At 63.3% G+C, this 24,872-nt stretch carries 21 protein-coding genes; 10 read left to right on the plus strand and 11 right to left on the minus strand.

Translation table 11 applies throughout. The annotated features are described in order from the left end of the window. Position 1: 1 nt before the first annotated feature. Complete coding sequence (locus tag LQ788_RS17445) at positions 2 to 769, plus strand: ABC transporter permease (protein WP_262908281.1); 768 nt, start codon at positions 2 to 4, stop codon at positions 767 to 769. Between the two features lie 121 nt (positions 770 to 890). Here LQ788_RS17445 and LQ788_RS17450 read toward each other — a convergent pair whose 3' ends face one another. Further along, on the minus strand, positions 891 to 2,159 hold the full coding sequence (locus tag LQ788_RS17450; RefSeq protein ID WP_231443171.1) for an alpha-hydroxy acid oxidase: 1,269 nt from the start codon (positions 2,157 to 2,159) through the stop codon (positions 891 to 893). Positions 2,160 to 2,270: 111 nt separating this feature from the next. Then, positions 2,271 to 3,962, minus strand: coding sequence for an L-lactate permease (locus LQ788_RS17455; protein ID WP_231443173.1), 1,692 nt, complete (start codon positions 3,960 to 3,962; stop codon positions 2,271 to 2,273). Positions 3,963 to 4,177: 215 nt separating this feature from the next. Here LQ788_RS17455 and LQ788_RS17460 point away from each other — a divergent pair, with 215 nt between their 5' ends. Beyond that, positions 4,178 to 4,984 carry a FadR/GntR family transcriptional regulator gene (locus LQ788_RS17460; protein WP_231443176.1) on the plus strand — a complete coding sequence of 269 codons (807 nt, stop codon included), beginning with the start codon at positions 4,178 to 4,180 and terminating at the stop codon, positions 4,982 to 4,984. Positions 4,985 to 4,993: 9 nt separating this feature from the next. Here the strand turns inward: LQ788_RS17460 and aztD are convergent, their stop codons facing one another. The 4 genes from aztD to aztB are packed head-to-tail and all read right to left on the minus strand — an operon-like array spanning position 4,994 to position 9,298. After that, positions 4,994 to 6,244 carry a zinc metallochaperone AztD gene (gene aztD, locus LQ788_RS17465; protein ID WP_231443178.1) on the minus strand — a complete coding sequence of 417 codons (1,251 nt, stop codon included), beginning with the start codon at positions 6,242 to 6,244 and terminating at the stop codon, positions 4,994 to 4,996. Positions 6,245 to 6,263: 19 nt separating this feature from the next. Continuing rightward, complete coding sequence (gene aztC / locus LQ788_RS17470) at positions 6,264 to 7,205, minus strand: zinc ABC transporter substrate-binding protein AztC (protein ID WP_231443180.1); 942 nt, start codon at positions 7,203 to 7,205, stop codon at positions 6,264 to 6,266. Beyond that, positions 7,205 to 8,437: an outer membrane protein assembly factor BamB family protein gene (locus LQ788_RS17475; protein WP_231443184.1), complete on the minus strand. Its 1,233-nt coding sequence runs from the start codon at positions 8,435 to 8,437 to the stop codon at positions 7,205 to 7,207. Before LQ788_RS17475 ends, aztC begins: the two co-directional genes overlap by 1 nt. A 9-nt stretch (positions 8,438 to 8,446) precedes the next feature. Further along, positions 8,447 to 9,298 (minus strand): zinc ABC transporter permease AztB, encoded by an 852-nt coding sequence (gene aztB, locus LQ788_RS17480; protein ID WP_231443186.1) that lies wholly within the window; start codon positions 9,296 to 9,298, stop codon positions 8,447 to 8,449. Between the two features lie 29 nt (positions 9,299 to 9,327). On the opposite strand from aztB, the gene aztA reads away from it, so the two are divergent. Beyond that, positions 9,328 to 9,960 carry a zinc ABC transporter ATP-binding protein AztA gene (aztA, locus tag LQ788_RS17485; RefSeq protein WP_231443188.1) on the plus strand — a complete coding sequence of 211 codons (633 nt, stop codon included), beginning with the start codon at positions 9,328 to 9,330 and terminating at the stop codon, positions 9,958 to 9,960. A gap of 61 nt (positions 9,961 to 10,021) precedes the next feature. Here the strand turns inward: aztA and LQ788_RS17490 are convergent, their stop codons facing one another. Continuing rightward, a complete protein-coding gene (locus LQ788_RS17490) occupies positions 10,022 to 13,684 on the minus strand; it encodes an efflux RND transporter permease subunit (protein WP_275902058.1) in 3,663 nt (1,220 codons plus the stop codon). 345 nt (positions 13,685 to 14,029) lie between these two features. Beyond that, the gene (locus tag LQ788_RS17495) at positions 14,030 to 15,229 is read right to left on the minus strand and encodes a CobW family GTP-binding protein (protein WP_231443192.1); all 1,200 of its coding nucleotides are present in this window, start codon (positions 15,227 to 15,229) and stop codon (positions 14,030 to 14,032) included. Positions 15,230 to 15,365: 136 nt separating this feature from the next. Here LQ788_RS17495 and LQ788_RS17500 point away from each other — a divergent pair, with 136 nt between their 5' ends. Beyond that, on the plus strand, positions 15,366 to 15,779 hold the full coding sequence (locus tag LQ788_RS17500) for a Fur family transcriptional regulator (RefSeq protein ID WP_231443194.1): 414 nt from the start codon (positions 15,366 to 15,368) through the stop codon (positions 15,777 to 15,779). 64 nt (positions 15,780 to 15,843) lie between these two features. Here the strand turns inward: LQ788_RS17500 and LQ788_RS17505 are convergent, their stop codons facing one another. Further along, the gene (locus tag LQ788_RS17505; RefSeq protein WP_231443196.1) at positions 15,844 to 16,920 is read right to left on the minus strand and encodes a GTP-binding protein; all 1,077 of its coding nucleotides are present in this window, start codon (positions 16,918 to 16,920) and stop codon (positions 15,844 to 15,846) included. 68 nt (positions 16,921 to 16,988) lie between these two features. Here LQ788_RS17505 and ykgO point away from each other — a divergent pair, with 68 nt between their 5' ends. Next, positions 16,989 to 17,111 carry a type B 50S ribosomal protein L36 gene (gene ykgO, locus LQ788_RS17510; RefSeq protein ID WP_101620703.1) on the plus strand — a complete coding sequence of 41 codons (123 nt, stop codon included), beginning with the start codon at positions 16,989 to 16,991 and terminating at the stop codon, positions 17,109 to 17,111. Positions 17,112 to 17,116: 5 nt separating this feature from the next. On the opposite strand, the gene LQ788_RS17515 is transcribed toward ykgO, so the two are convergent. Next, positions 17,117 to 17,806, minus strand: coding sequence for a GntR family transcriptional regulator (locus LQ788_RS17515; RefSeq protein ID WP_231443198.1), 690 nt, complete (start codon positions 17,804 to 17,806; stop codon positions 17,117 to 17,119). A gap of 570 nt (positions 17,807 to 18,376) precedes the next feature. On the opposite strand from LQ788_RS17515, the gene LQ788_RS17520 reads away from it, so the two are divergent. Then, a complete protein-coding gene (locus tag LQ788_RS17520) occupies positions 18,377 to 20,032 on the plus strand; it encodes an APC family permease (RefSeq protein ID WP_231443200.1) in 1,656 nt (551 codons plus the stop codon). A gap of 40 nt (positions 20,033 to 20,072) precedes the next feature. Here LQ788_RS17520 and mobA read toward each other — a convergent pair whose 3' ends face one another. Beyond that, positions 20,073 to 20,717, minus strand: a complete 645-nt coding sequence (mobA, locus tag LQ788_RS17525; RefSeq protein ID WP_231443202.1) for a molybdenum cofactor guanylyltransferase — start codon at positions 20,715 to 20,717, stop codon at positions 20,073 to 20,075. A gap of 218 nt (positions 20,718 to 20,935) precedes the next feature. Here mobA and LQ788_RS17530 point away from each other — a divergent pair, with 218 nt between their 5' ends. The 4 genes from LQ788_RS17530 (at position 20,936) to LQ788_RS17545 (ending at position 24,868) form a co-directional block, all read left to right on the plus strand. Further along, positions 20,936 to 22,660 carry an amidase gene (locus tag LQ788_RS17530; RefSeq protein WP_231443204.1) on the plus strand — a complete coding sequence of 575 codons (1,725 nt, stop codon included), beginning with the start codon at positions 20,936 to 20,938 and terminating at the stop codon, positions 22,658 to 22,660. A gap of 114 nt (positions 22,661 to 22,774) precedes the next feature. Next, complete coding sequence (locus LQ788_RS17535; RefSeq protein WP_231443206.1) at positions 22,775 to 23,548, plus strand: isocitrate lyase/PEP mutase family protein; 774 nt, start codon at positions 22,775 to 22,777, stop codon at positions 23,546 to 23,548. 73 nt (positions 23,549 to 23,621) lie between these two features. After that, a complete protein-coding gene (locus tag LQ788_RS17540; protein WP_231443208.1) occupies positions 23,622 to 24,383 on the plus strand; it encodes a VOC family protein in 762 nt (253 codons plus the stop codon). Next, positions 24,380 to 24,868 carry a hypothetical protein gene (locus tag LQ788_RS17545; RefSeq protein WP_231443209.1) on the plus strand — a complete coding sequence of 163 codons (489 nt, stop codon included), beginning with the start codon at positions 24,380 to 24,382 and terminating at the stop codon, positions 24,866 to 24,868. Before LQ788_RS17540 ends, LQ788_RS17545 begins: the two co-directional genes overlap by 4 nt. Positions 24,869 to 24,872 lie beyond the last annotated feature (4 nt).

The raw sequence follows: 24,872 nt of genomic DNA on the forward strand, positions 1-24,872 counted from the left end.
GATGAGACACCTGCACACTGAGTTCATGAAGTTGCGACGCTCCCTGAGTTGGCCGGTCGTGGTTCTCCTTCCCCTCATTGCCGTCGCCTCCGGTGCCATCGGCACACTCAGCACCGAGCAGGGGGCGTCGGAGGGGTGGCACACGCTATGGATCCGGTCGATCGGCTTCTACGGCATGGCTCTGCTGCCGGTCGGCATCGCCATCCTGGCGGCTCTGGTGTGGCGGGTCGAGCACCGCAACGGCAATTGGAACGCGCTCATGTCCGGCGCCTCACCAACCTGGTGCATCGTGGTCGGCAAGGCCGGTGTGGTGGCTGTCTTAGCCGGAATCATGCAGGTGGCCTTGCTTCTCACCGTCATCGTCTTCGGCACGATCGTATTCGGGTTGCCAAGGTTCTTGCCGTGGGAGTACTTTCTCAGCAGCATTCTCGTCATCATCGCCTGTGTGCCGATCGCAGCGATTCAGTCGGGACTGTCGATGTTCATCCGTTCGTTCGCGGCCCCTGTGGCGATCGCGCTGGCAGCGACCGGCATCTCGACAGTTGCCCTGCTGGTCGGGTCCACAGGTGCTGTTGTGTCTCCGTATGCGCTGGCAACATATGCCACTCAGCTCGGCACATCGCTGGTCGGTGGAGACAACACCTCGTTCGATGCTGCGTCGGTCTCATTAGCAAGTGCGAGCCTGGTCATCGCGGTTTCGGCGCTGTCGACGTTCCTCATCATGGTTGTCTCGACGTTCGCGCTCAACCGCGTGGACACACGTGTCTGAGGCCCACCTCGGCGGTTAGTCGGCACAGGGAGCATTCCTCTGATGCGCCTCGGGCAGAGCCTCTGCCAGATGAGTCGGCAGCGGCCTTCAATGCGAAGACCGCTGCCGACTCAGACAACAGTCACTCGGACTTCGTATCCGTCTCCGCGACGTCCAATTGACCGTCCCGGCTGAACCGGCGCAGTTGGGTCACATGACTCGGGTTGAGCTCGGCGACGTTCGAGACCTGAAGCAGCTTCATCGTCCGCTCGACCTGTTCGCTGAGGATCGCGATCGTGCGATCGACGCCTTCCCGACCACCGGCCATGAGTCCGTAGAGATAGGCACGGCCGATGAGCGTGAAGTCCGCACCCAAGGCCATGGAGGCGACGATGTCGGCACCATTGCGGATACCCGTGTCGACGATGACCTCAAGATCCTGACCGACTTCCTTGGCCACCGAGGGCAGCAGCTCGAAGGGAACCGGGGCGCGGTCGAGCTGGCGCCCGCCGTGGTTCGACAGCACAATGGCGTCGACGCCGAGGTCGGCAAGCTTCCTGGCATCGGCGACGGTCTGGACGCCCTTGATGGCGAGCTTGCCTGGCCACATTTTGCGGATCGTGGCGAGATCGTCGAAGTCGATCGACGGGTCCATGGCCGAGTTGAGCAGTTCGCCCACTGTTCCGCCGGTCTCGGACAGGGAAGCGAACTGCAGCGTCTCTGTGGTCAGGAAGTCCCACCACCACCAGGGCCTGGGAATCGCGTTGAGAACGGTCTTAGGCGAGAGCTGCGGAGGGATGGAGAAGCCGTTGCGGCTGTCCCGCAGACGGGCACCTGCGATCGGGGTGTCAACCGTGAAGAAGAGAGTGTCGTACCCTGCTGCGGCGGCCCGCTCGACGAGGCCATAGGAGATTTCCCGCTCGCGCATCACATAGAGCTGGAACCAGTTCCGGCCTTCTGGGTTGACCTTCTTCACGTCCTCGATCGAGGTCGTTCCGAGAGTGGACAAGGTGAACGGAATCCCAGCAGCACCGGCTGCGGAGGCTCCGGCGATCTCACCTTCGGTCTGCATCAGCCGGGTGAACCCGGTCGGCGCGATGCCGAAGGGCATCGCCGAACTGCCGCCGAGGATCTGAGTCGACGTATCGACCTGCGAGACATCGTTGAGGATGGACGGGTGGAACTCGACGTCCTGGAAGGACTGCACCGAGCGCTCCATCGAGATCTCACCTTCGGCCGCGCCATCGGTATAGTCGAACGCAGCAGCCGGTGTGCGCCGCTTGGCGATCTGACGCAGGTCTTCGATCGTCAATGCAGCATCGAGGCGACGTTTCCGGGAGTTGAGCTCGAACTTCTTGAACTTCATCAGTTCGAAGATCTCGGACGGATTGGGCAACTGTCTCTTGACCATGGTCACTGCCTCTTTCTCTTCAGTTCGTTTTTTCAGCTTCGTGATTTCAGTGTTCAGTCTTCAGTTCGCGGGCTTCAGCTTGCGGAGCTTCGGACTTCAGTTCGCGGGGCCTCACGCTCCGCCGGGAACCATCCAGGACAGGACGGTCGACTGCAGTCCGACGAGCAGACACATGACGACGAGCATGCCCAGCGACCACCAGATGACGCGGCGGAAGATCGAGGACTCCTGGCCGAGAAGGCCGACCGCGGTGGCCGCGATGGTGAGGTTCTGCGGGCTGATCATCTTGCCCACGACTCCACCGGAGCTGTTGGCAGCCACCAACAGAACGGGATCGATTCCGGCCTTCGTCGCGGCCGTCTGCTGCAGCGTCGCGAATAGTGCGTTGGCGCTGGTGTCGGAACCGGTCACTGCTGTGCCGAGCCAGCCGAGGATGGGTGAGAGGAAGGCGAACAGTGCCCCGGTCCCGGCGATCCAGGTGCCGATTGTGATCGTCTGGCCCGACAGGTTCATGACGTAGGCCAGTGCCAGGACAAGTCCGACAGTGAGAATGGAGAATCGCATTTTGGCGACATTGTCGACGAAGACCTGGACTGCGTCCTTGACGGTCATCTTGTACACGATGGAGACGATGATGCCTGAGACCAGCAGCATCGTGCCCGGTGATGACAACCATTGGAAGTTGTAGACCGTGCTCGTCGACAGCTCTCCGGCAGCGGTCATAATGTTCCCGTCCAGTCCCGGCCAAGGAATCTTGACATCGGTGCTGGCCAACCATTTGTCGATGACTGGGACCAGCTTGGCACCGGAGAAGATGATGATGACGATGAGGTAGGGGAAGAGCGCCATGAAGACGCGCTTACCGGTCAGAGGTGCTCCCTTCGTGTCCACCGAGGTCGTCACGGCTGCGGCGGCTCCACCAGCATCGGGCGCGCTGGCCTTCTCCCGACTGCGCTCGTCGGCCATCTTGTCCAGAGCGTCCTGGCCGCCGACTGGCTTCCAGAACTGGAGCATGACCACGGCAGCAGCGAGGCCCATGAGCGAGGCGACGATGTCGGTCATTTCAACCGAGAGATAATTCGCGGAGACGAACTGTGCTGCGCCGAACACGATTCCGACGACCAGAGCGAGTGGCCACAGCTGACGCAGGCCTCGCTTGCCATCGACGAGGAAGATGAGGAACAGCGGCACCAGGGCAGCCAGCAATGGAGTCTGGTGACCGACCATGGCACCGATCTCCTTGTAGTCGATCCCGGTGAGATTGCCGGCGGTGATGATCGGGATGGCGATGGCACCGAAGGCGACCGGAGCGGTGTTGGCCACCAGCACGACGACTGCTGCACGCATAGCGGTGAAGCCGACTGCGATGAGCATGACGCCGGTGATGGCAACCGGGGCACCGAATCCGGCAAGGGCCTCGAGCAGTCCGCCGAAGCAGAAGGCGACCAGGATCGCCTGCACACGAGGATCATCGGAGATGACGTTGATGACCAACCTGAGGTCTTCGAAGTGTCCTGACTTCACCGTCAGTTCGTAGAGCCAGATGGCGGTGATGACGATCCACATGATCGGGAACAGCCCGAAGGCGAATCCCTGGCTGGCTGAGAGCCCCGCCAGTCCGACGGGCATTCCGTAGACGAAGATGGCGACGATCAGGGCGACGATGACGGCCGCCAGTCCGGCCCAGTGGGCCTTCCATTTCAAGAACCCGAGGGTGACGAAGATGGTCAACAGCGGCAGCAGCGCAACCAGCGATGACCACAGGAGGCTGTCTGCAAGTGGGGCGATTTCAGGAGTGTACATGTTTTCTCCTGCACGGTCGGTGCTCGACTACAGCGTCTGCGTTTCGACGTTGAACGCGCCCGAACATGCATACTCGATGGGTTTCAGTATGTCCTTTGTGTGGTCAGACCACTAAAGTGAGTGTAGGACTGAATGTGATCCAGGTCAAGGATTTACTCCCGATGAGGCAGGGTCCTACTCATGGGATGATGGCGAGGTGCGAAAAGTGAGTACTCATGCCCAGTGATTCAGTCCGCTCGAGCGACGGCATCGCCGCCGGTCACGCCTCCAAGGCGCCCCAGGAACCGGAATGGAAGGCGGTTTCTCGGTCGAGCACCCATGAACTCGTCATCAATGCGATCGAGGAGCAGATCACCTCCGGTTACCTCACCGTCGGCGATCCGCTCCCCTCGGAACGAGACCTTGCCGCGAAGCTTCAGGTCAGTCGCGCGGCCGTGCGTGAGGCACTGCGCGTCATGGAGTCCCTCGGCGTCGTCGTCTCAAACGTCGGCTCCGGCAAGTCCGCGGGCACCTTCATCGCCTCCATGCCCAAAGAGGCACTGACTCGGTTTCTGCGCCTCCATGTGGCTCTGGCGAACTTCAGCATCGAGGAGGCCATCGAAACACGCATCCAGTTGGAGCGCTCAAGCACCGCACTGGCCACAGGTCGGGTCCACGATGACGCGCTGGCCGGCATGAATGCCTCACTGGCGATCATGGACACCCCGGGCGTGAGCCTGGAGACTTTCAACGATGCCGATACCGCCTTCCACGTCGCCATCGCCCATGCTTCGAACAATCAGCTGCTCTCCGATCTGACGGAGGCCATCCGCGGTTCTCTGCGACGCCCCATCCTCGACGCCTTCCATGAGGTCGAGGATCCGCGCGCCCTGATGGCCCAGCTGCAGGAGGAACACCATGCGATCATGCAGGCGATCGTCGACCGCGACACCGATCACGCGGTGCAGCTGACCGAGGATCACATCCGATCGGCCACCGCCGCCCTGCCGCAGTTGACCAACCAGAGCCGGCCAGGCAGCTGAGCGCGGACGTCAGCCCGTCACCCCGGTGACCTCATTGCTGGCGTGTGGCAGTTCAGCACTCTTCTCCACTTCACCGGTGGCCAGATCCACGATGTGGAGCTGGCTCTTGTCCGGTTCGGAGACATAGGCCTTCTCCCCCTGGACGAACAGTGTCGGCCGGGGCTGCTGCCAGTCCACGGGTTCCTTCCACGCTTCGGTGACCGGGTGGGAGCCAGTGATCTTGCCGGACTCCGGGTCGATGACGTTGAGCTTGCCGTCGGTGTCGAGCACGAGGGCCTCACCTTCGGGTCCGCGGGCCAGGGAGCGGAAGCTGTACGAGGAGTCGAGGTCGACGAGCTTCATCTTTCCAGTCTCGGTGTTCGTCAGGGTGACCTTCACCGGGCGTTCGAGTTCGGCATCCTCGTCGACCTTGTAGTCGCCGAGCACGACCGGGGAATCATCGGATCCGGCCTGATTGCCGATGCGGCCATATGAATCCGGGGCGTCGACCTTCGTGAACTTTCCGTCCTTGTAGTAGAGGATGCCGTCTTCACAGCCGACGGCGATCGCCTCGTTCTGTGCAGCGGCCTCCCCGTGGACGCCCGGGCAGTCTTCGCTGCGAGCGATCTCCTTGCCGTCGGCGTCAACGACCTTCGCTCCCGAGCGTTCTTCTTCGTTGCCGATGGTGTGCAGGATGCTGCCGTTCTCCAACTGCACCGCCACACCGTGGTGCGCCTCTTCTGCCTCCTTGACCTCGGGTTCGGGTGCGCCGTCGCGGAAGGCGTCGGTGTCGAAGATCTGCATCCGTCCGTCGCCGTCGCCGAAGAGCACCGTCGAACCGCCGTGGCGCACGACGTGACCTGGGGTATCTGTTTCGTAGACCTTGTCGGTGAGTTCAGGCGATCCGGCGAAGCTGTGGCCGTGGTCGCCGTGCGCTTCAGTCCAGACGCCGGCGTCGAAGAGCTGGAATCCGTTGGCCACCGAGACCATGACGTGCCGTCCGTCTCCGACCGGATTGACCCGGTTGAAGCCTTCGAGCTTCGTGTCGTCGATGACCTCGAGCGTCCTCGCGTCCAGAGTGAGGATGCCGCCGTCGTAGGTGGTGACCAGGCGCGACTGGGCTTCTTCGACCTGCTCGGCGTCCGAGGGCTCCCCCGCATCTGTCTGGCCTCCGGTATCAGGGTCGGCCTCCGCCCCGGTGCCGCCGCAGCCGCTCAGCAGGAGTGCGGTGACGGCCGCGGTCGCAGCCAGTGGTGCGATCAGGGTGTGTCGTGTTCTCATTCTTCTCTCTTCCCTATTCTCATGATGGTGTTTCCGTGATCTGTGGTGATGCGAGCCCGTCCGCGATGCGCTGCGCGTTGGTTCTCTGCATGTCGATGTAGGTTCCGGCTTCACCGTCGGCCTCGGTCAGCGATTCCGAGAACAGTGGTGTCACTTCGACGTCGAGGTCGACTTCGTCAGACAGGGCCTCGGCGAGCTTCTGCGGCTGTGAGGAGTCCGCGAAGATCGTGGGCACTCCCGCGTCCTCGACCGTGCGCGCGAGCTCCTCGAGGTCGGCTGCTGAGGGTGAGGCCAGTGTGGTTCCGCTTGGCAGCACCGCTCCGATGACTTCGAAGTCGAAGCGCTGCGCGAAGTAGCCGAACACGTGATGATTCGTCACCAGCTTCCGGTTCTTCGCAGGGATCGTTTCGGCGATCTCTGCGATTTCGGCATCGAGGTCTTCCAGTTGTCCCCGATACGAGGACATGGACGGTCCGATCGCCTCGGCGAGGTCATCGCCGACCTCCTTCTCCAGCGCCGAGGTGATGGTGTCGACTGCGGCGATCATCCGTGCGGGATCGGTCCAGAAATGCGGGTCCGGTGTGCCTGCGCTGCCGCCCGAGATGTACTCGAGGGGGTCGATGCTCTCACCGACTTCGAGGACACGCACCCCTTCGCTGCGCGCGTTGTCGAGGTTCGCCGACAGCCCCTCTTCCAGCCCGAGACCGTTGCCGATGATGAGATCCGCGCTCTCCATGGCTCCGGCTTCCTTCGCTGAGATGCCAAAGGAATGCGGGTCGGAGTTCGGCTTCATCAGCACCGTGACCGTTGCGTGGTCTCCGACGATGCTGTTCACGACATCGCCGAGGATGTTCGTCGTCACCACGATCGAGGGCTCATCGTCGCCTCCGCTGCAGGCGGTCAGTGATCCGAGCGTGGCCAGGGTGAGTGCCACCGCAGTGAGGTGGCGCCGTGTGCTCATCACCGCCCCGTCACAGCCAGGCTTGCCGGTGCCCCGCCGATGTCGAAGCTGCGTGCCTCACGCAGCCCATCGGCCGGGTCCAGTTCGAGCACTGTGCCCGACGCAGGGTCGCTGACGTAGGTGCGTTCGCTGTCCACGGCCACCGAGGTTCCGGCTCCGTGATCTGGATCCTCGGCATCAAAGGGTGTGATGAGCCTCTTCTTCGCCAGCTCTTTTCCGGTCTCTGGGTCCAGCGAATAGACGGTCCCGTCTTCGTCCAGGGCCACGACCGCGGAATCGTCGGGGGCGATGCCGGCGGAGACCACCTCGGCGTCGGTGTCGGCGAACGTCCACTCATCCGTCCTCGCGTCGAGGATCCCGATTCCACCACCGTCGAAGGGGGCCGCGGCGAGGTCTCGACCGACTTCGATCGACCACGCGCGCTCATCGGCGTCCTCGGGATAGGGCAGAATCTCGGCGTCGAAGTCCTCATCTACCCTGATCACGCCTTCGGCACAGGCGAAGACCAGCCCGTCGCGGGTGACGCCGGCACCGTGGATCTCCTCGCATGTCGCGTCGATCGGCGAGGCCTGACCCTTGTCGTCGTACACGGTGAGCTCGGACGGCAGATCATCGGCCTTATCTCCTGGAAGCGTAGAGACGAAGTGGCCCTCGAAGGGGACCGTCACACCGTGGTGGGCGCCCGGCTTCACGGTGCCGAGCTGAGTGAGTTCACCATCACCGAGGGCGCTCCGGTCATAGATCTTCGCCCGGCCCTCGCCGTCGAAGAAGAAGGCCACCTCGGTCGGCGTCGAGACGACGTGTGCGGGGTCGGCCCCATCGACCTGACCGATGGTCTTCGCCTCGGCCTTGTAGTAGTGCCTGTGATCGCCGTGGTCGACCGTCCACGCCCCCGTGTCGACGGCTGTGACCGTTCCGGCTTCACCATCGCCGAGGTAGAGGTACCGGGAATCTGCCCCCGCCAGGGTCGTTGATGGTGAGCCTTCGACCTTCTCCACGACATCTTCGGTGAGCAGGTCGATGACTGAGACCGCGCCGGTCTTCGCATCGCTGACGGCCAGGCGCAACTGCGGCTCATCGGCCTCTTCCGCGCCGTCGACGTATCCGTGGGGCGCCGTCGATTGGCTGGGGCTGCTGGTCCCGCTGGCCGCTTGTTGGCCCTGGCACCCGGTGAGGGCGAGCAGTGCGATCAGCGCCGCGCTCGGTGCGGCGAATGCTGTTGTCCTCGTCATGAGATCTTTCTATTGATAATGGTTCTCATTGTGTTGAAAGTATCGTAGCGCACTTTTCACCCGCCTCGCGACGAGCACCGCGAAGAAGACGAGGACGGTGAGCAGGGCAATGGTCGCGCCGGCAGACGTCTGGGCATACCAGCTCACGAGCAGCCCGAAGAAGCACGAGAACGCACCGATCGCCGAGGCGGTTGCCATGATTGCTCCGACGCGGTCGAACAGAAGGCAGGCCGTGGCCGGAGGTCCGATGAGGAGACCGAAGACGAGGAGAGTGCCGACGACCTGGAACGATGCGACAACTGCCAGGGCCGTGAGCATGAGCATCGCAACATGAGCCCAGCCGGGCCGCATGCCCAGAGTTGCGGCTTTTCGCTCATCGAAGGCGAGCGCGAGGAACGGCCTATGCAGGAGGATGCAGGCCAGCACTCCGAGGCAGGCTGCGACCGCGAGGACGATCAGGTCCTGACCGCGGACACCGAGCACGTCACCGAACAGGAAGCCTGTGAGGTCGACGGCGAATGATTGGGAGTGGGACACGATGACCACGCCGATGGCCAGCATTCCGACGAAGAGCAGTCCGATGCCGACGTCTTGGGACAGCTTCGACTCGCGCGACACCCAGGTGATCCCGGCCGCCATCACCAGCGCACTGACCGCCGCGCCGATCATGATCTGACCACCGAGGAGCGCCGCGATTGCAACCCCCGGCAGCATCCCGTGCGACATCGCATCTCCGAAGAAGGCCAGGCCGCGCAGGACGACCCAGGTGCCGATGCACCCGCACAGCACGGCAGCGAGCACGCCGGCGATGAGGGCACGGAGAACGAAGGACACCTCGAAGGGCGCGAACAGTAATTCCATTCGATGATGATAACCATTATTGTTAGAGTGTGGACAATCCGATCACCCTCACCAGCCTCAGCTGCCACTATGGTGCGCATCTCGCCTTGGACCAGGTCACTCTGACCGTTCCCCTGGGCCAGGTCACGGCACTCGTCGGCGCCAACGGCTCAGGCAAGTCGACGGTGCTCATGGCACTGGCGGGCCTGCTCCGGCCGACGCACGGATCGATTTCCGACCTGCCGTCGACCGTGGCCTTCGTGCCGCAGCGCAGTTCCGCTCCGGACCACCTTCCGATCACCGTCAGACAGGTCGTGGCCATGGGCAGATGGGGCTCACGGGGTCTCTTCGCCCGTCTCGGCAGTGATGATCAGCGGATCGTCGACGACTGCCTGGCCCAGCTGCGAATCGACGACCTCGCCTCGCGCCGCCTCGGGTCACTCTCCGGGGGTCAGCGTCAGCGCGCACTGGTGGCGCAGGGGCTGGCACAACGCGCGGACCTGCTGCTCCTCGACGAGCCGCTGGCCGGAATCGATGCTCGCGCGACCGAGGACATCACCATGGCCATCGACTCCGAGCGCAGCCGCGGCACCACGATCGTCATGGCCACGCATGAGCGCACCCAGGCAGCTCGGGCCGACCATGTCGTCCATCTCCGCCAGGGTGCGCTCGCGTTTCACTGAGTGTTCAGCAGGCCTCGCTCACCAGAACTCTCGTGTGGGTGATTCGTCGTTGCACGGAACCTCACTCATCTACGGGACGGGCGGCCACCTCGGCGGTCTCTGCATCGATCCTGTCTTGGTCGGCCGCATGCTTGGCCGCATGCTTGGCCTCCTTGTGCTCTGCCCGGCGTTCCTTGCGTCGTTCGACGAGGAGATAGAGGGCGGGGACAAGGATCAGTGTCAGCACCGTCGAGGAGGTGAGTCCGCCGATGACGACGATCGCCAGCGGCTGGGAGATGAAGACGCCCCCTCCGGTCAGCCCCAGTGACATGGGCACGAGGGCGAAGATCGTTGCGGCCGCCGTCATCAGGATCGGACGCAGTCGCAGTCGGGTCCCGTGGATGATCGCATCCCACAGCCCCATCCCGTGCTCGCGCATCTTGTTGATGAGGTCGATGAGCACGATCGCGTTGGTCACCACGATGCCGATGAGCATGAGTAGGCCGATGAGCGAGGGGATGCCCAGGGGCGTCCCGGTCAGCAGCAGAAGCAGCACGGCACCGGTCGCGGCGAACGGGATCGACACGAGCAGGATCAGCGGTTGGACGAAGCTGCGGAAGGTCGCGATCATGACGAGGAAGACGAGCGCGATCGCCACGAGCATGGCCCATCCGAGCTGGGCGAAGGAGTCGGCCTGTTCCTGGCTCGCACCGCCGACGTCGAAGCTCACACCGTCGGGCAGATCCATGTTCGAGGTCAGTTCCTGTGCCTCGGTGGAGACCGGGCTGAGCTGTCCCTCGGCAGGGGTGGCGAACACCGTGACCTGACGGTTCCCGTCCTCGCGGGTGACGGTGGCGGGGGTCTCGGTCTCGTCGACGCTGGCGATCTCATCGACCGTGATCGGCTCACCCTTGATGTCGGGGATCGCCGCCTGCTCATCGGCGAGGTCCTGTTCCTCAGCCTGGCTTTCCTCCTGCTCACGCTGGCCGGTGATCAGGTCATCGATCGCGTCGTTGGCCTCTTCCAGGCCCTTCTCTGCCTGTTCGACGCCTTCTTCTGCCTGGTTGACCTGGTCGGCAGCCATGTCGCCGGGGCTCTGCGGTGGGCCTGGATTGCGCACCTCGTCCAGGGCCTTACGTGCTTCTTCGAGCTGATCGGCGGCACTGTCGCGGGCTTCCCGGGCAGAGTCGAGCTGCTCGGCCGATTCGTCTGCGGCCTTGGCCTTGGCTTCCTCGGCTCTGCGGTCGGTCTTCTCTTCGACTGCGTCGGTCGCGTCTTCCTGGGCGTTCTGCGTCTGCACCTCGGTGACGGGCAGTTCGAGTGCCCTGATCTCATCGGGGCTGGCATCCGGGTGAGTCGCTGCAAGGAAGATATCGCGTTCCTTGCCTTTCATCGTCAGGGTCCCAGCTTCGCTTCCGTGCAGGGCCGCGGCAATGGCCTGCCCGACCTCGGCCTGGCTGTACCCGTAGTCTGCTGCCTTCTCTCGGTCGACGTCGACGTGGATGACCGGCTGTTCGGAGGCGAGGTCGTTGCGCGCATCCGTCACGCCATCGGTCTCGGCCATCTTCTTCGTCACCGCATCGGCGGCCTTGCCCAGGGCATCCATGTCGGTGCCGGAGAGCTTGATCTCGACGTCCTCATTCGTGCTTCCGGTGGCGTCCTGGAACTCGATCTCGCCGATATCCTCGCCGAGGTTCTCGACCTGTGTGCGGATCCGATTCGTTGCGGTCTCGGCCACCTCAGCGTCCTTGAGCGTGATGTTGAAGCTGTTCTCCGCCCCTGTCTGCGGTCCGTTGACGGTCGTGGAGAATGTGGCGACGTCCGGGTCGGAGACGAGGACATCATCGATCTTCTTCGCCGCCTCGTCGCTGGCTTCCAGCGAGGCACCGGCGGGCAAGGTCTGGGTGATGTAGAGGGATTCCTTGCCGGCGTCTCCGAGCAGGTCGGTCTTGAGGAAGCTCGCCATGAGCATGGTGACGGCGAAGATCGCCACGGAGACGACGATCGTGCGCCAGGGGTGACGCAGGGCAGCGGTGATCGCGGGCAGGCTGCTCTGCTGGAGGCGGTCGATCCGATCCGATGCCTCTCCGTCCCCGGGCATCGGTGCGATCGCGGCATCGACGCTCGCGGCGGGCAGGAGTTCCTTGCCTTTGGCCGCACGCTTGGTGTTCTTCTTCTCGATCGTGCGCTGTCGACGCTCGGCTCGCCTGATCGCCCGATTCCTGCGTTTGTCCGCCCAGGCCTCGTAACGTTCGTCTGTTGCGGCCTGACGCTTAGGCGAGAGGGGCTTCGGGCTCTTGCGCAGCACCCAGTAGCTGAAGACAGGAACGATCGTCAGTGCGACGACGAGGGAGGCGAGCAGGGCCAGGGTCACGGTCACGGAGAACGGGCGGAACAGCTGCCCGGCGATGCCGTCGACGAAGGCGATGGGCAGGAACACTGCCACGGTCGTCAGGGTCGAGGCAGTGATCGCACCGGCGACCTGCTTGACGGAGGCGACGATATCGTCGATCGTCAGCTCGCTCGTGCCCTGCCTGCGGCGGATGTTCTCGATGACGACGATCGAGTCGTCGACGACTCGGCCGACGGCGATGGTCAGCGCCCCCAGGGTGAGGATGTTGATCGTGTAGTCGCCGATCATCAGGCCGATCATTGCCACGAGCAGCGACATCGGGATTGAGATCGCAGCGACGATCGTGGAACGGAACGAACCGAGGAATGCGAGGATGACGAGGATCGCGAAGAACAGTCCCAGCCCACCTTCGACGGACAGGTCGTGGATCGACTTCTCGATCTCCGGCGCCTGGTCATAGACCGTGGAAAAGGCGACGTCGTCGCCGAGTTCGGGACCGATCGTGTCGAGAACCTCATTGACTCCGTGGGAGACCTCGACGACGTTGGCGTCCTGCCCCTTCGTCACCGATACGGTCACGGCGTCCTTGCCTTCGGCTCGTGAGTACGAGGTCTTCTCCACTGAGTCGAGGTCGACGTCGGCAACGTCCTTGAGCAGGACCGTTCCGTCGGCGGTGCGCAGCGGGGTGTTCTCGATCTCCTTGACTGCGTCAAGTTCGGTTCCGACCTCCACGGACAGTGATTTGTCTCCCTGCGCGCTCTGACCTGCGGGGACGACTGTTCCGGCCGCCGTGAGCTCGTCCGGCACCGAGGTGGTGACGACGTTCTTGTCGTTGACGTCCTCGGGCCGGAAGCTGATGCTGACCCGCTGTTCCTCCGCTCCTGTGACCTCGACGCCGGCGACACCGTCAACGGCCTGGAGTTCGGGGACGAGGGTGGAATCCACGCGGTCGCCGAGCTTCTGCGGATCGCCTGCGGCGGAGACTGCGAACATGACGACCGGGACGTCGTCGATCTGCTGGGAGAGCACCTCCGCCTCGGCGCCGTCGGGAAGGTCGGCCTTCACAGAGTCGACGGTGGAACGGACCTCGTCCGTCATCTCCTCGGCGTCCTTGCCGAAGGGCCAGGTGACGTTGGCCGTCATCGATCCCGCCGAGGAGGTTGTGGTCACCGCTTCGAGGTCACCGACTCCATCGAGCGCGGTTTCGATCGGCTTGGTCACCGTCTCCTCGACGACCTCTGGCGATGCCCCAGGAATCGTGACCTGCACAGAGGTGCCCGGCATCTCGACCGAAGGCATCGTCTCCTGGTTGAGCGAGGTGGTCGCAATGACGCCGAAGACGGCGATCACGAGGGTGAGCAGTCCGACGATGAGACGGTTCTTCAGACTCATCCTGGTGATCAGGGACACGGGTTCCTCCGGGTTTTGGGCATGCGGGAGCTGCAGATGGGTGGAGCGGTGATCTTCGGTGGTGCTCGGGTGTTTCGGCGGGGATGGTCCGGGCGAGGGTGGAACGAGTTCAGTCTTTCAGGCCCGGTTGGTCGACGCGTCCCCCAAAAGTTGTCTTCTTCCTCCCCCAAAAGGCTGAGTACAGCATGGGAGGTTGGTCATGATTCGATCGTATGAGCGCCGAGGTCTGCGGGCGCGGGTGTTTTCCTCCGTACAGGGCGCAGATAACACCACTATCGCGTTGGACTGGGCTGCCGTGGTCAGCTGTGCAATTGTATTTGGCTGTGTTCAGCTGTGCAGGCGCACGTAGTGGCGGAGTCGTTCCACTCCGGCCGAGTCTCCGTTGCTGCGCAACGCGGCCTCCAACTTTGCTCTGACGGCTGCTTCGTCGAAGGACTCGCCGATGACGACCAGCGCGCTGTCCCAGCCCTGCTCTTGTGGTGCATTCGTCGACGGCAAGGCGGCCGTCGACTGCGGCGAGGCTGTCGATTGCGGCGAGGCTGTCGACTGTGGCGAGGCTGCGGACACATAGACATTCGGGCCTACCGCCTGCAGCCCGAAGCGCCTGCACCTACCCCTGTCGTCGACGAGGATCGAGCCCTTCACCCGGTAGACCCCGGGCGGGAGATCCTCAAGAATGTCGAGCACCGCCCCGGCGTCGGCACGTCCACGAGCGGTGATCGTCACCGACTGTGCGTGCTTGTGGACTGGAACATTCTCGCCATCGAGGCTCTCCTGGGCGGCTTCGGCGTAGGCCTGTCGGATGAGTTCCCGGATCGGCAGTTCGGCTTGGATGGGTTCTGCGATCGCGCCGTCGCCTTCACCCGGGCCGACGCTCGGCTGGGTACTGTCTTTGCCTCGTTCGGCTCCCGCTCCGGGATCGAAGATGAGCGCCGGGTCGAGGCGGCCATAGCTGGTGCCGACGACGAGCAGTCGCGGATTGCGCTGATGGACCCGCTCCCGGATCGCATCGACGGACGACTCCCGATCTGCCTCCGGCAGCTGGTCGAGCTTGTTGACGAGCACCAGAGTCGTCGCCGCATAGCGCATCGGCGGTGCGGTTTCGGTGTCGACCGTGGCCGCATGCATGGTGGCATCGACGACGTCAATGACCCCGCCGAGGTGGAAGCGGTGGTGGCCCATGCGGGTGACCATGCGTGCCAAGGTCAGCGGTTCGGCGAAGCCGCTGGCTTCGACGATGATGGCGTCGAGACGCAGTCGCGGTTTCGCGAGCGCGGTGAGCGCATCCTCGAGAGAGGTGTCGTCGTCAAGGCAGCAGATGCATCCACCCGAGATGGAGAAGGACTCATCGACCTGCCCGACGACAAGGCCCGCGTCGATGTTGAGATCGCCGAAGTCATTGACGACAACTCCGATGCGCGCATCGGGGTGGCGCAGCAGGTGGTTGAGCAGACTGGTTTTTCCCGCACCCAAGTAGCCGGTCAGGAGGATCACCGGAACGGCGTCTGCGGACTGCTTCCTGCTCACTTGTTCACCACACCTGCCACCTGGCTGCCACTCGTCATCCGCTAATGGTAACGTTTTTCATTAATATCGGAACACATCAACGTATGCGCATATGCTCACAGGACCAGCTGCGCTGCACAGTCGGAGGCAGAAGGACATGACGGCCGAAGAACCCAAGAAGACTCGGAGCACAGCACAGAAGGCCGTGATCAGCTCCGCACTCGAGAGCGAGAAGCGCTTCGTCTCTGCCCAGCAGCTCCATCGGACGCTTGAGGACCAGGGTCACACGGTGGGATTGGCCACCGTCTACCGACAGCTCAACGCCCTGAGTGAGTCCGGGGGCGCCGACTCCATCACGATTGCCGAGAAGCAGCTGTTTCGCGCCTGTGCTCAGGACGAGCATCACCACCACCTGGTGTGCGAGAACTGCGGCAAGGCCGTGGAGATCGAACCACCCAGTGAGGACTGGATCACCACCACGGCTCAAGCTCATGGATTCGACGTCACCCGACACGTGTTCGAGATCTTCGGACTCTGCGCCGAGTGCTCCGCCTTGGTGAAAAACCGGTAGCAGCCTCGGCGAAGAAGCTGCAGCCGCTGTCGGCAGACCGTATCGACGAGCTGCATCGGCGGCCCTACGTCGCCGTCGTGCTCCACGCCGGAAATTCGTCGAGGAAGCTCGCCCACACCATGGGGCCTGCCGCCAACTCCGCATCGCTGAGGGCTGCGTGGTCGAGGATCTGCCGCAGCCGGACCTCGTCGAGTCCGGTGCCGATGAATGCCAGGTCCTGACCGAAGGCGAGGAGCTCGTCCTCGGCACCGAGGCTGTCGTCGAGCGCCAAGGGAGTGAGCGTGAATATGCGGCCGACCTGGTCCCACTGAGCTGTGACGTGCGGGCGCGAGGCCAATCGCGCGAAGCCGGCCGAACGCAGAATGTGCCCACAGTGCCCCTGAAACAGGCACGTGTCCAGCGCGTGATGCAGGCGCCCTGGGTGGAAGGGACGATATTGCTCGTAGCGAATGGCTTCAACCGCGCAGGATTGCCGCTGCGGCGGAAGTTCCTGGTTGAGGATCGACACCCACCCGGCACTCGGTGGCCGCTGCGAATAGGTCGTCCCGGAGCGGCTGTGTGCCTCGCTGCCGCCACTATGGTCACCACCATGCACGTCACAGGCAGTCGCGACAAGTCTCTGCTCGGCGCACGGGGCAAGATGGCTGACCAGTGAGGTCGCCCGCTCGAGAGCCTTCGGCCCAAGCGATCCTCCGTTGACGACTGCAATGGTCGAGGCGAATTCGATCTGGGCGACGATCAGCTCAGCCTTCGAGGCGATGACGCCTCCGTCGTCCGCGTCCCGCGTCAGAGGGAGTCTGATGAACTCCTCGGAGTCAAGGTCGGCAAGCAAGCATCCCGCGTCAAGAACACAGACGAGATCGATGAGTCTCGTTCCTGTATCCGCAGCGGTGAGGGTGCCGACGATTTCCGTCACCGACACCTCTATCGGGAATTCCAGAACCAGGCCCTGAACGTGGATCGCCTTGCGCATCAGATTGACTGCCCTGTCGACTGCTTCGAGTCCTTGGCCCGTCTGCTCTGCTGGGACGAATACGAATCCCTGGGCTTCCGCAATGCCCCGGGCGCAGCTGCTCCGCTCATGGGCGCGTGCGCCGGTCACTGCAATCACATCGACATCGGCACCAATTGGCTCTGGCATTGGCATCCTTCCTCTAAAGAATCTATTGTTAAGACTAACAATACTCATTCTCATTAAGGAGATCAGTCGTGAAGGTTCGCAATTCCCTGCGCTCGATCAAGAAGCAGCCAGGTTCACAGGTCGTGCGTCGGCGTGGCCGCGTCTATGTCATCAACAAGCTCAACCCCCGATTCAAGGCACGTCAGGGCTGAGCAGATCAGCCTGGGCGTTTGGGCCTGCCGGCAATGCTGTGCGTGAAGATCTCAGGGTAGAGCTCGACGAGCTTTCTGGTGTGGCGGATATGCAACGCCAGCATCGCTTCGGCGGATTCGATGTCGCCGTCGACGACGGCCCGGAGGATCATGCGGTGCTCGGCAAAGATGTCTTCTCGTCGGGAGCGCCGGGTGCCTGCGTTCGGCGCCAGCAGCTGTCTGCGGTAATAGTGGGTGAGGTTCCACAGGTGATCAACCGTGTCGTGGAGTCTGATCGTCGCAGGACCCGACATCAACGCTCGGTGGAAGTCATGATCGCGCTCGAGGAACTCACCGGGCTCGATTGCCGCTTCCACTCGCTGGGCGCAGGCTTCGAACTCGATGTATGACTCCGCCGTGTGCGTAGGCATCGCCATTCTCAGCAGCAGGGGCTCCAGCCGTTCCCGCATCAGGTAGATTTCCCGGCACTCGTTGAGATCGAGCGTGGAGACCCACGCTCCGGTCGATGCCACGAGGGTGACCAGTCCGGAGGATTCGAGGATGCGCAGAGTCTCTCTGATCGGCAGCCTGCTCACACCGAACTCCTCGGCGATCTCCTCCTGCCTGATCCTGGTCCCGGGAACCAGAATGCCCTGAATGATCCGCGACCTCAGCTCGGCCGCAATTCTGGCGCTGGCCGCCTGATCATGCGTCACAGCTCGACTTCCCTTCATCGATCGCGGTGCTCACGCGATGTCCGCTCGCGGGCAGGCGCCCGCCTTCGGACACGCACCCTCTGACATCAGTCTGCTGACATCCGCCTGCCGGAGTCTGCCCCCTGCGGTGAAGCATAGTCGCCTTCACACTCTGCGATAACGCACCCGGGGTCATGCGACTATGCACTCAGGGCCATGTGGTGGCTCCCGAGTGAAGACACGCCGCACCGATTGCAACCAAACTGCAATCCACTGCCGCCTCACACCAAACCGCCTCGGAATGGAGAATTGCTTCCTGAGAATTTCGCACGCAATTGGATCCAATGTGACAACACAGCATTCAATAACTTCCGGTCATTGCTAAGAGCAACTCAGCGACCCGCCCGAGCTTTGGATCCAATCGACAGAATTTTCTGACATTGCACAGAAATCTGAGTATCGACGCTGGTCACATGATGTATATAAAGGTTCTCGAGAAGCCTGTAAATCACGTTCAGCGTGATTGACATCACCTATTCGAAAGGCGCAAACTTCAACAGTTGAAAGCTGTTAGGAACAATCGAAAGGGCAATGATGTCCACAATCATTCCCCCGGCATCCGGACAACCAACGAAGGTCGAGGTCCGGGCCGATAAGGGGCTCAAGAGAGACATCGGGAAGATCGGCCTCCTCTTCACCGGTGTCGGTTCGATCATCGGTTCCGGCTGGCTCTTCGGTGCGTTCAACGCCTCGGTGATGGTCGGTCCCGCATCACTCATCTCCTGGGCGCTGGGCGCGGTCATGATGATCTTCGTGGCTCTGAACTATGCGGAGCTCGGCGTGATGTTCCCCGTCGCCGGTGGCGTCATCCGCTTCCCCCACTTCTCCTTCGGCTCATTCGCAAGCTTCACCAGCGGCTGGATCACTTGGCTCTCTGTGGCCGCGACTGTGCCCATCGAGGTCATGGCGGCCGTTCAGTATGCTTCGAGCTATCTTCCATGGCTGATGCACACGGTTGACGACGTCGCTGTCCTCACCGGCCCGGGCATTGCTGTGAGCATTGCTCTGATGCTGGTCTTCAGTTTCATCAACCTCTACGGAGTCCAGCTCTTCGCACGGTTCAACAACGTCCTCGTGTGGTGGAAGCTCGCCGTCATCCTGTTGGTCATCGTCGTGTTCTTCGCCCTCTCGTTCAATCCCGGTCACTTCGTCAGCCAGCAGTTCGGTGGTTTCGCTCCCAATGGAATCGGACCGATCTTCGCAGCCCTTCCCGCTGCCGGCATCGTCTTCTCCTATCTCGGCTTCCGTCAGGGCGTCGAGTTCGCCGGCGAGACGACGAACCCGCAGAAGAACGTTCCCTTCGCAGTCGTCGGTTCGATTCTCGTCACCGGCGTCATCTACATCGCACTGCAGGCCGCCTTCATCGGCGCGCTGCCCTCGGATCTCCTCGACGGCGGCTGGGCGAAGCTTGCCTTCACCAACGATGCCGGACCTCTCGCGGAGATCTCACTGCTGCTGGGTGCCGTGTGGTTGGCCGTCATCCTCTACGGTGATGCGATCATCTCCCCCGCCGACACCGGCCTGATCTACACTGCGTTGGCTCCACGTCTGTCCTATTCGCAGGCGAAGGTGGGCAACGCACCCCGCGCCCTGGCCAAGCTCAACAAGCACGGCGTTCCCTGGATCTCGCTGCTCGTGGTGTTCATCGTCTCCTGCATCATGTTCCTGCCGTTCCCCTCATGGGCGAAGCTGGTCGGTTTCATCACCTCGGGGACCGTGCTCTCGTTCGCTACAGGCCCGGTGGTCGTGGCCGCACTGCGCCGTCAGTTGCCCGATCAAGAGCGTCCGTTCAAACTGCCCGGCAATGATGTGCTGCCGATCATCGGCTTCATCTGCGCGAACCTCATCGTGTACTGGACAGGGTGGGAGACGAATTGGAAGCTCTTCCTGGCCGTGGCCATCGGCTACGTCGTCATGATCCTCCACCACATCTTCGCCAAGGACAAGGCACGTCTTCCGGACCTGAAGATGCGCTCGGGTTGGTGGATGATCCTGTGGATGGTCGGTTTGGTCATACTCAGTCTCATCGGCCACTACGGCGGTGGACTCGACATCATGGGCTTCATCTGGGGCGAGGTCGTGACCGTGATCTTCTCGGTCGTCGTCTTCTACGTCGGCATCAGCTGCCGGCTGAGTCCCGCGGAGTCCGTCGAGGCCATCGAACAGACGCAGCGCGCCGACGACTGAGCCCGTAGGCTCCGTTCGCGACCGATGCCGCCTCGATGCTTCATTGCGTCGAGGCGGCTTCGCCGGTCGAGGAAGCATCGTCGTCGATGCGCGTATGGATGCGGTCGAGGTCCTCGGCCGTGTCGAAGTCTGTGACCACGCCCGGTTCCACGTCGACGAGACTGGGTTCGAGCCCGGAAAACAGCCATTTCACCGCGCCGTTGGTAGGATCGCCGATGTCGTCCAGGCGCGAGAGCAGCAGATGTGTCGGCCATGCGGCACACAGGAACTGCGTCTTCCCCCGGTCGTCGGTCCCGGCAGCTGGAGCCCCCGTCCGTTGACAGGCTTCGATCAGATCGCCGAGGTGGTCGGCAGTGATCAGCGGCATGTCCCCTGCCAGCACCAAGGTTACTCCCGCAGGCGCTGCCGAGGACGCGTCTCGAACCGCGGCACATACCGCTGCGATCCCGGCCAGAGGCCCGGCGAAGGCCGGCTCCTCAACAACGGAATGCACGGATTCCTGCTCCGCCTCAGACAGTCCATCACATGGCCCGGCCACCCACACCTCGGCGGCGGGGGCGGCAGTGCGCACTGCGCTGAGGATGCGGGAGATCACGGTGGCTCCACCCAGCTCGACGGCGGGTTTGTGGACGCCGCCGAAGCGGTTCGAGCGGCCGCCGCTGAGTATGATCGCTCTGATCGACATGCCCCGATCCTATCCGGGCAGACATCATGGTCGAAGGCGGGCGGACCTCACGATCGAAGTCGCAAGGACGTCATCGGCAACGGGATTCGCACGACATTTCCGGTCCTGGTGAGCAATACTGTGAGGCATCACCAGTTCATTGCGGGCTGCATTCAGCGGGGCATCGTCGACCCGGCGAAGGCGCCCGTACGCACCGGATCTGCACGGAGGAATCGAGAATGACGAAGTTCGATGTTGTCGAAGCATCCATCGCCTCACTGCGCCAGGCTCTCGAGGACGGGTCGACCACCTCGGTGGGGCTCGTCGAGGCCTATCAGGCGCGCATCGCCGCCTACGACGGTCCCGAGACCGATACCCGCCTCAACTCCGTGATCGTGTCCAACCCAGAAGCCCTCGCCGAGGCGGCCGCAGCCGACGAGCGACGCGCCCAGGGACAGAGGCGAGGACCCCTCGACGGGATCCCGTACACGGCCAAAGACAGCTACATGGTCACCGGGCTGAGTGTCGCCGCCGGATCCCCCGCCTTCGCCGAGCTCATCGCGCAGAAGGATGCCTTCACCATCGAACGCCTCCGCGATGCTGGGGCCATCTGCCTGGGGCTGACCAACATGCCGCCGATGGCCAACGGCGGCATGCAGCGTGGCCTCTACGGCCGCGCCGAAAGCCCCTATAACGCGCAGTGGCTGACCAGCGCCTTCGCCTCCGGCTCCTCGAACGGCTCCGGGACTGCGACGGCCGCGAGCTTCGCCGCCTTCGGTCTCGGCGAGGAGACCTGGTCCTCGGGCCGCGCCCCCGCCTCACACAACGCACTCATCGCCTATACCCCGTCTCGCGGAGTCATCTCGGTGCGCGGCAACTGGTCCCTGGTGCCCACGATGGACGTCGTCGTCCCCCACACTCGGTCGATGGCCGACCTGTGCGAGGTTCTCGACATCATCGTCGCCGACGACACCGAGGCTCGCGGCGACTTCTGGCGAGTCCAGCCCTGGGTCGAGATTCCCGCCGCTTCTGCCGTCCGTCCCGATTCCTATGCCACGCTGCTTCCAACCGATGCCGAGGCGGCTCGCTCAACTCTGGCTGGCAAACGCTTCGGCGTCCCGAAGATGTACATCAACGCGGACCCCGAGGCCGGCACGAACCCCGCGGGCGGGATCGGCGGACCGACGGGGCAGCGGGTCGAGACCCGGGCTTCGGTGATCGCGGCCTGGGAGGCCGCCCGCCGTGACCTTGAGGCCGCCGGCGCTGTGGTGGTCGAGACCGACTTCCCTGTCGTGAGCAACTACGAAGGCGATCGTCCTGGTGCTCCGACCATCAAGACGCGCGGCATCGTCAGCGCCGACTACCTCGATCGCGAGATCAATGATCTCTCCGCGTGGGCCTGGGACGATTTCCTCGCCGCCAACGGTGACCCGAAGCTGTCTTCCCTCGCCGAGGTGGACGGGACGAAGATCTTCCCCCACCCGAAGGGTGCCCTGCCGGACCGCTACACCGGATTCGACGACGACATCGCCGAATACCCGCAACTGGCCAGGGACTGCCCCTATGCCTCGGTGACGGAGATTCCCGAACTCGAAGACGGTATTCGTGGCCTCGAGGTCACGCGACGGATCGACCTCGAAGAGTGGATGGACGCCAACGAACTCGACGCCGTCGTCTACCCGGCGATGGCCGACGTGGGACCGGCCGATATGGATGTCAACGAAGCCTCGGCCGATCTGGGCTGGCGCAACGGCACCTGGGTCGCCAACGGCAACCTGGTTCCACGGCATCTGGGCATCCCCTCGGTGACGGTGCCGATGGGCACGATGACCGACACCGGAATTCCCGTCGGGCTGACGATTTCAGGCCGTGGCTGGGATGACACGAAGCTCATCGAACTCGCTGCGGCCTTCGAAGCCACCGGTGACCGACGTGAGGAGCCACCGCGGACGCCGAGGCTGTGATCGCGTCGAGGCGGTGAAACCGGCAGTCCATGCACGGTGAATAAGTCTGAAACCTTCGGGTGAAAGCGCCAGGTTACTGGATCGTAGCCATCATTCGGTGCCACAGTGTTGGACATGACCGATTTCTCTGTTCTTGCCGAACGCGCCTCCACTCTGCTCGAAGCCCACCAGCAGAATCGCCCCCTCGTTCTGCCGACGGTGTGGGACGCCTGGTCGGCTCACGCGATGGTCGAAGCCGGCTTCGAGGCCTTGAGCATCGGCTCCCATCCGCTCGCCGACTCCTTAGGGGCCGCGGACGGTGAGGCGATGAGCCTGAGTCAGGCGTTGGCGGGCATCGCCCGTGTGTGCGGGGCTGTGGACGTGCCGGTCTCTGCTGACCTGGAATCCGGCTACGACACCTCGGCGCCGGACCTCATTGCCGGACTCCTCGAAGCGGGCGCAGTGGGCGTGAACATCGAGGACACGGTGCACAGCGAGGGTCGGATGCGCACTGCCGAGGAACATGCCGAATACATTGGTGATCTTCGCCGGGCCGCCGATGCGCAGCGTGTGCATGTGGTCATCAATGCCCGCACCGACGTATTCAAGAACCCCGATCAGTTCGAGGACCCCACCGCCGAGGTGATCCATCGTCTCAATCTCTGTGCCGAAGCGGGTGCCGATTCCGTCTACCCCGTCAGGTTGCCGAACACGGACACTCTCAAGACGATCTTGTCTCAGGTGACGCTGCCGCTCAATGTCACGGCCCACCCTGTCAAGGGGGCTGTTCCCGATGAACTCGATCTCTCCCAGCTGCAGGATCTCGGAGTGAGTCGTGTGACCTTCGGCCCACTGCTGCAGGCGACCATGCGAGCCTACTTCGCCGACTTCACCAGGAACTGGCACTGATATCAGCCGCTGTTTCCGCGGCCACCGAAAGCAATCACCAGCAGATCGCCAACCGCAATGATGAGGAGCCGCAATGCCTGAGAATATCCGTGAAGGACAGCCCGTCTGGATCGATTACACCTGCCACGAATTCGAGTCCACAACGAAGTTCTACGCCGAGATCTTCGGGTGGGAGTTCGAGGATCAGGGACCTGACTTCGGCCACTACAACATGATCACAAAGGACGGAGCCGCGGTCGGCGGTGCGATGCGTGCCGTGAATATGGACGGCACGCCGAACCCGATGATTCCGGCGATGTGGACGACCTACCTCCACACCAGCGACATCGCCAACACCTACGCAGCGGCACTCACCGCCGGCGCGGCTCCCATAGCCGAGCCCATGTCCGTCGGACCGCTGGGGCAGATGGCAGTCATCACCGATCCCACGGGTGCGGGTGTGGGCATGTGGCAGCCGGGCGATTTCACCGGGTTCGACACCCCGCTCACGCCCGGAACTCCAGTGTGGTTCGAGCTCATGACACTGAACTATCCTGTCGCTCAGGAGTTCTACCGCAGCGTCTTCTCCTTCGACATCGTGGCGATGGAGGGGTTCCCCTATTCGACCCATGGCGCCGAGGAGAATGCCGTGGCCGGCATCTGCGACGCCAGCGAATGGACACAGGTCTCCTTCTGGCGTGACTACATCAATGTCGAGGACACCGATGCCACCGCAGCACGGGTGGCCGAGCTCGGCGGCAAGGTGCTCGCAGGCCCCGAGGATTCGCCCTATGGTCGCATCGCCACCGTCACCGATCCGGAAGGGGCAACCTTCCAGCTCCAGCAGAATCCGTGAGAGATCGCTTCTCCAGGCTGAGGCGGAAGTATCTGAGCCTGGGACTTGGCGAGCTGGCGGCCGTCGCAGCGTTTGCGGCGGCCGCCTTCGTCTTGCAGCAGCGACTCGACTCTGCGGGAGCGGGCGCGGCATTGTGGTTCGCCCTCGTTCCGCTGGAATTCGTTCTCATCCAGGCAGGGGTCTATTGGCTGCTCGCGCGGACATGGATCGTGCCCGGTCGAATGCCGTTGCAGCTTGCACGGATATTCCGTGGGTTGCGGATCATCAACCCGTTGGTCCTGCTCGTCGGGTTGGCAGGAGTGATCGCCAACCTTCCATCGACGCAGATGGCGGCTGTGGTCGTCATCGTCGTGTGGGCGTTCGGAATCGCCGAGTACGTCAACTACTACCTCGTCCGGCTTTCCTATCCGTGGACGCAGTGGGCCTCAGAGATCGGTCGCTGGAGGACGCCGAAGCTGGTCAAGGACATGCGCGCGGCAGGCTGACTTC

The sequence above is a fragment of the Brevibacterium zhoupengii genome (assembly GCF_021117425.1).
Lineage (GTDB): Bacteria > Actinomycetota > Actinomycetes > Actinomycetales > Brevibacteriaceae > Brevibacterium > Brevibacterium zhoupengii.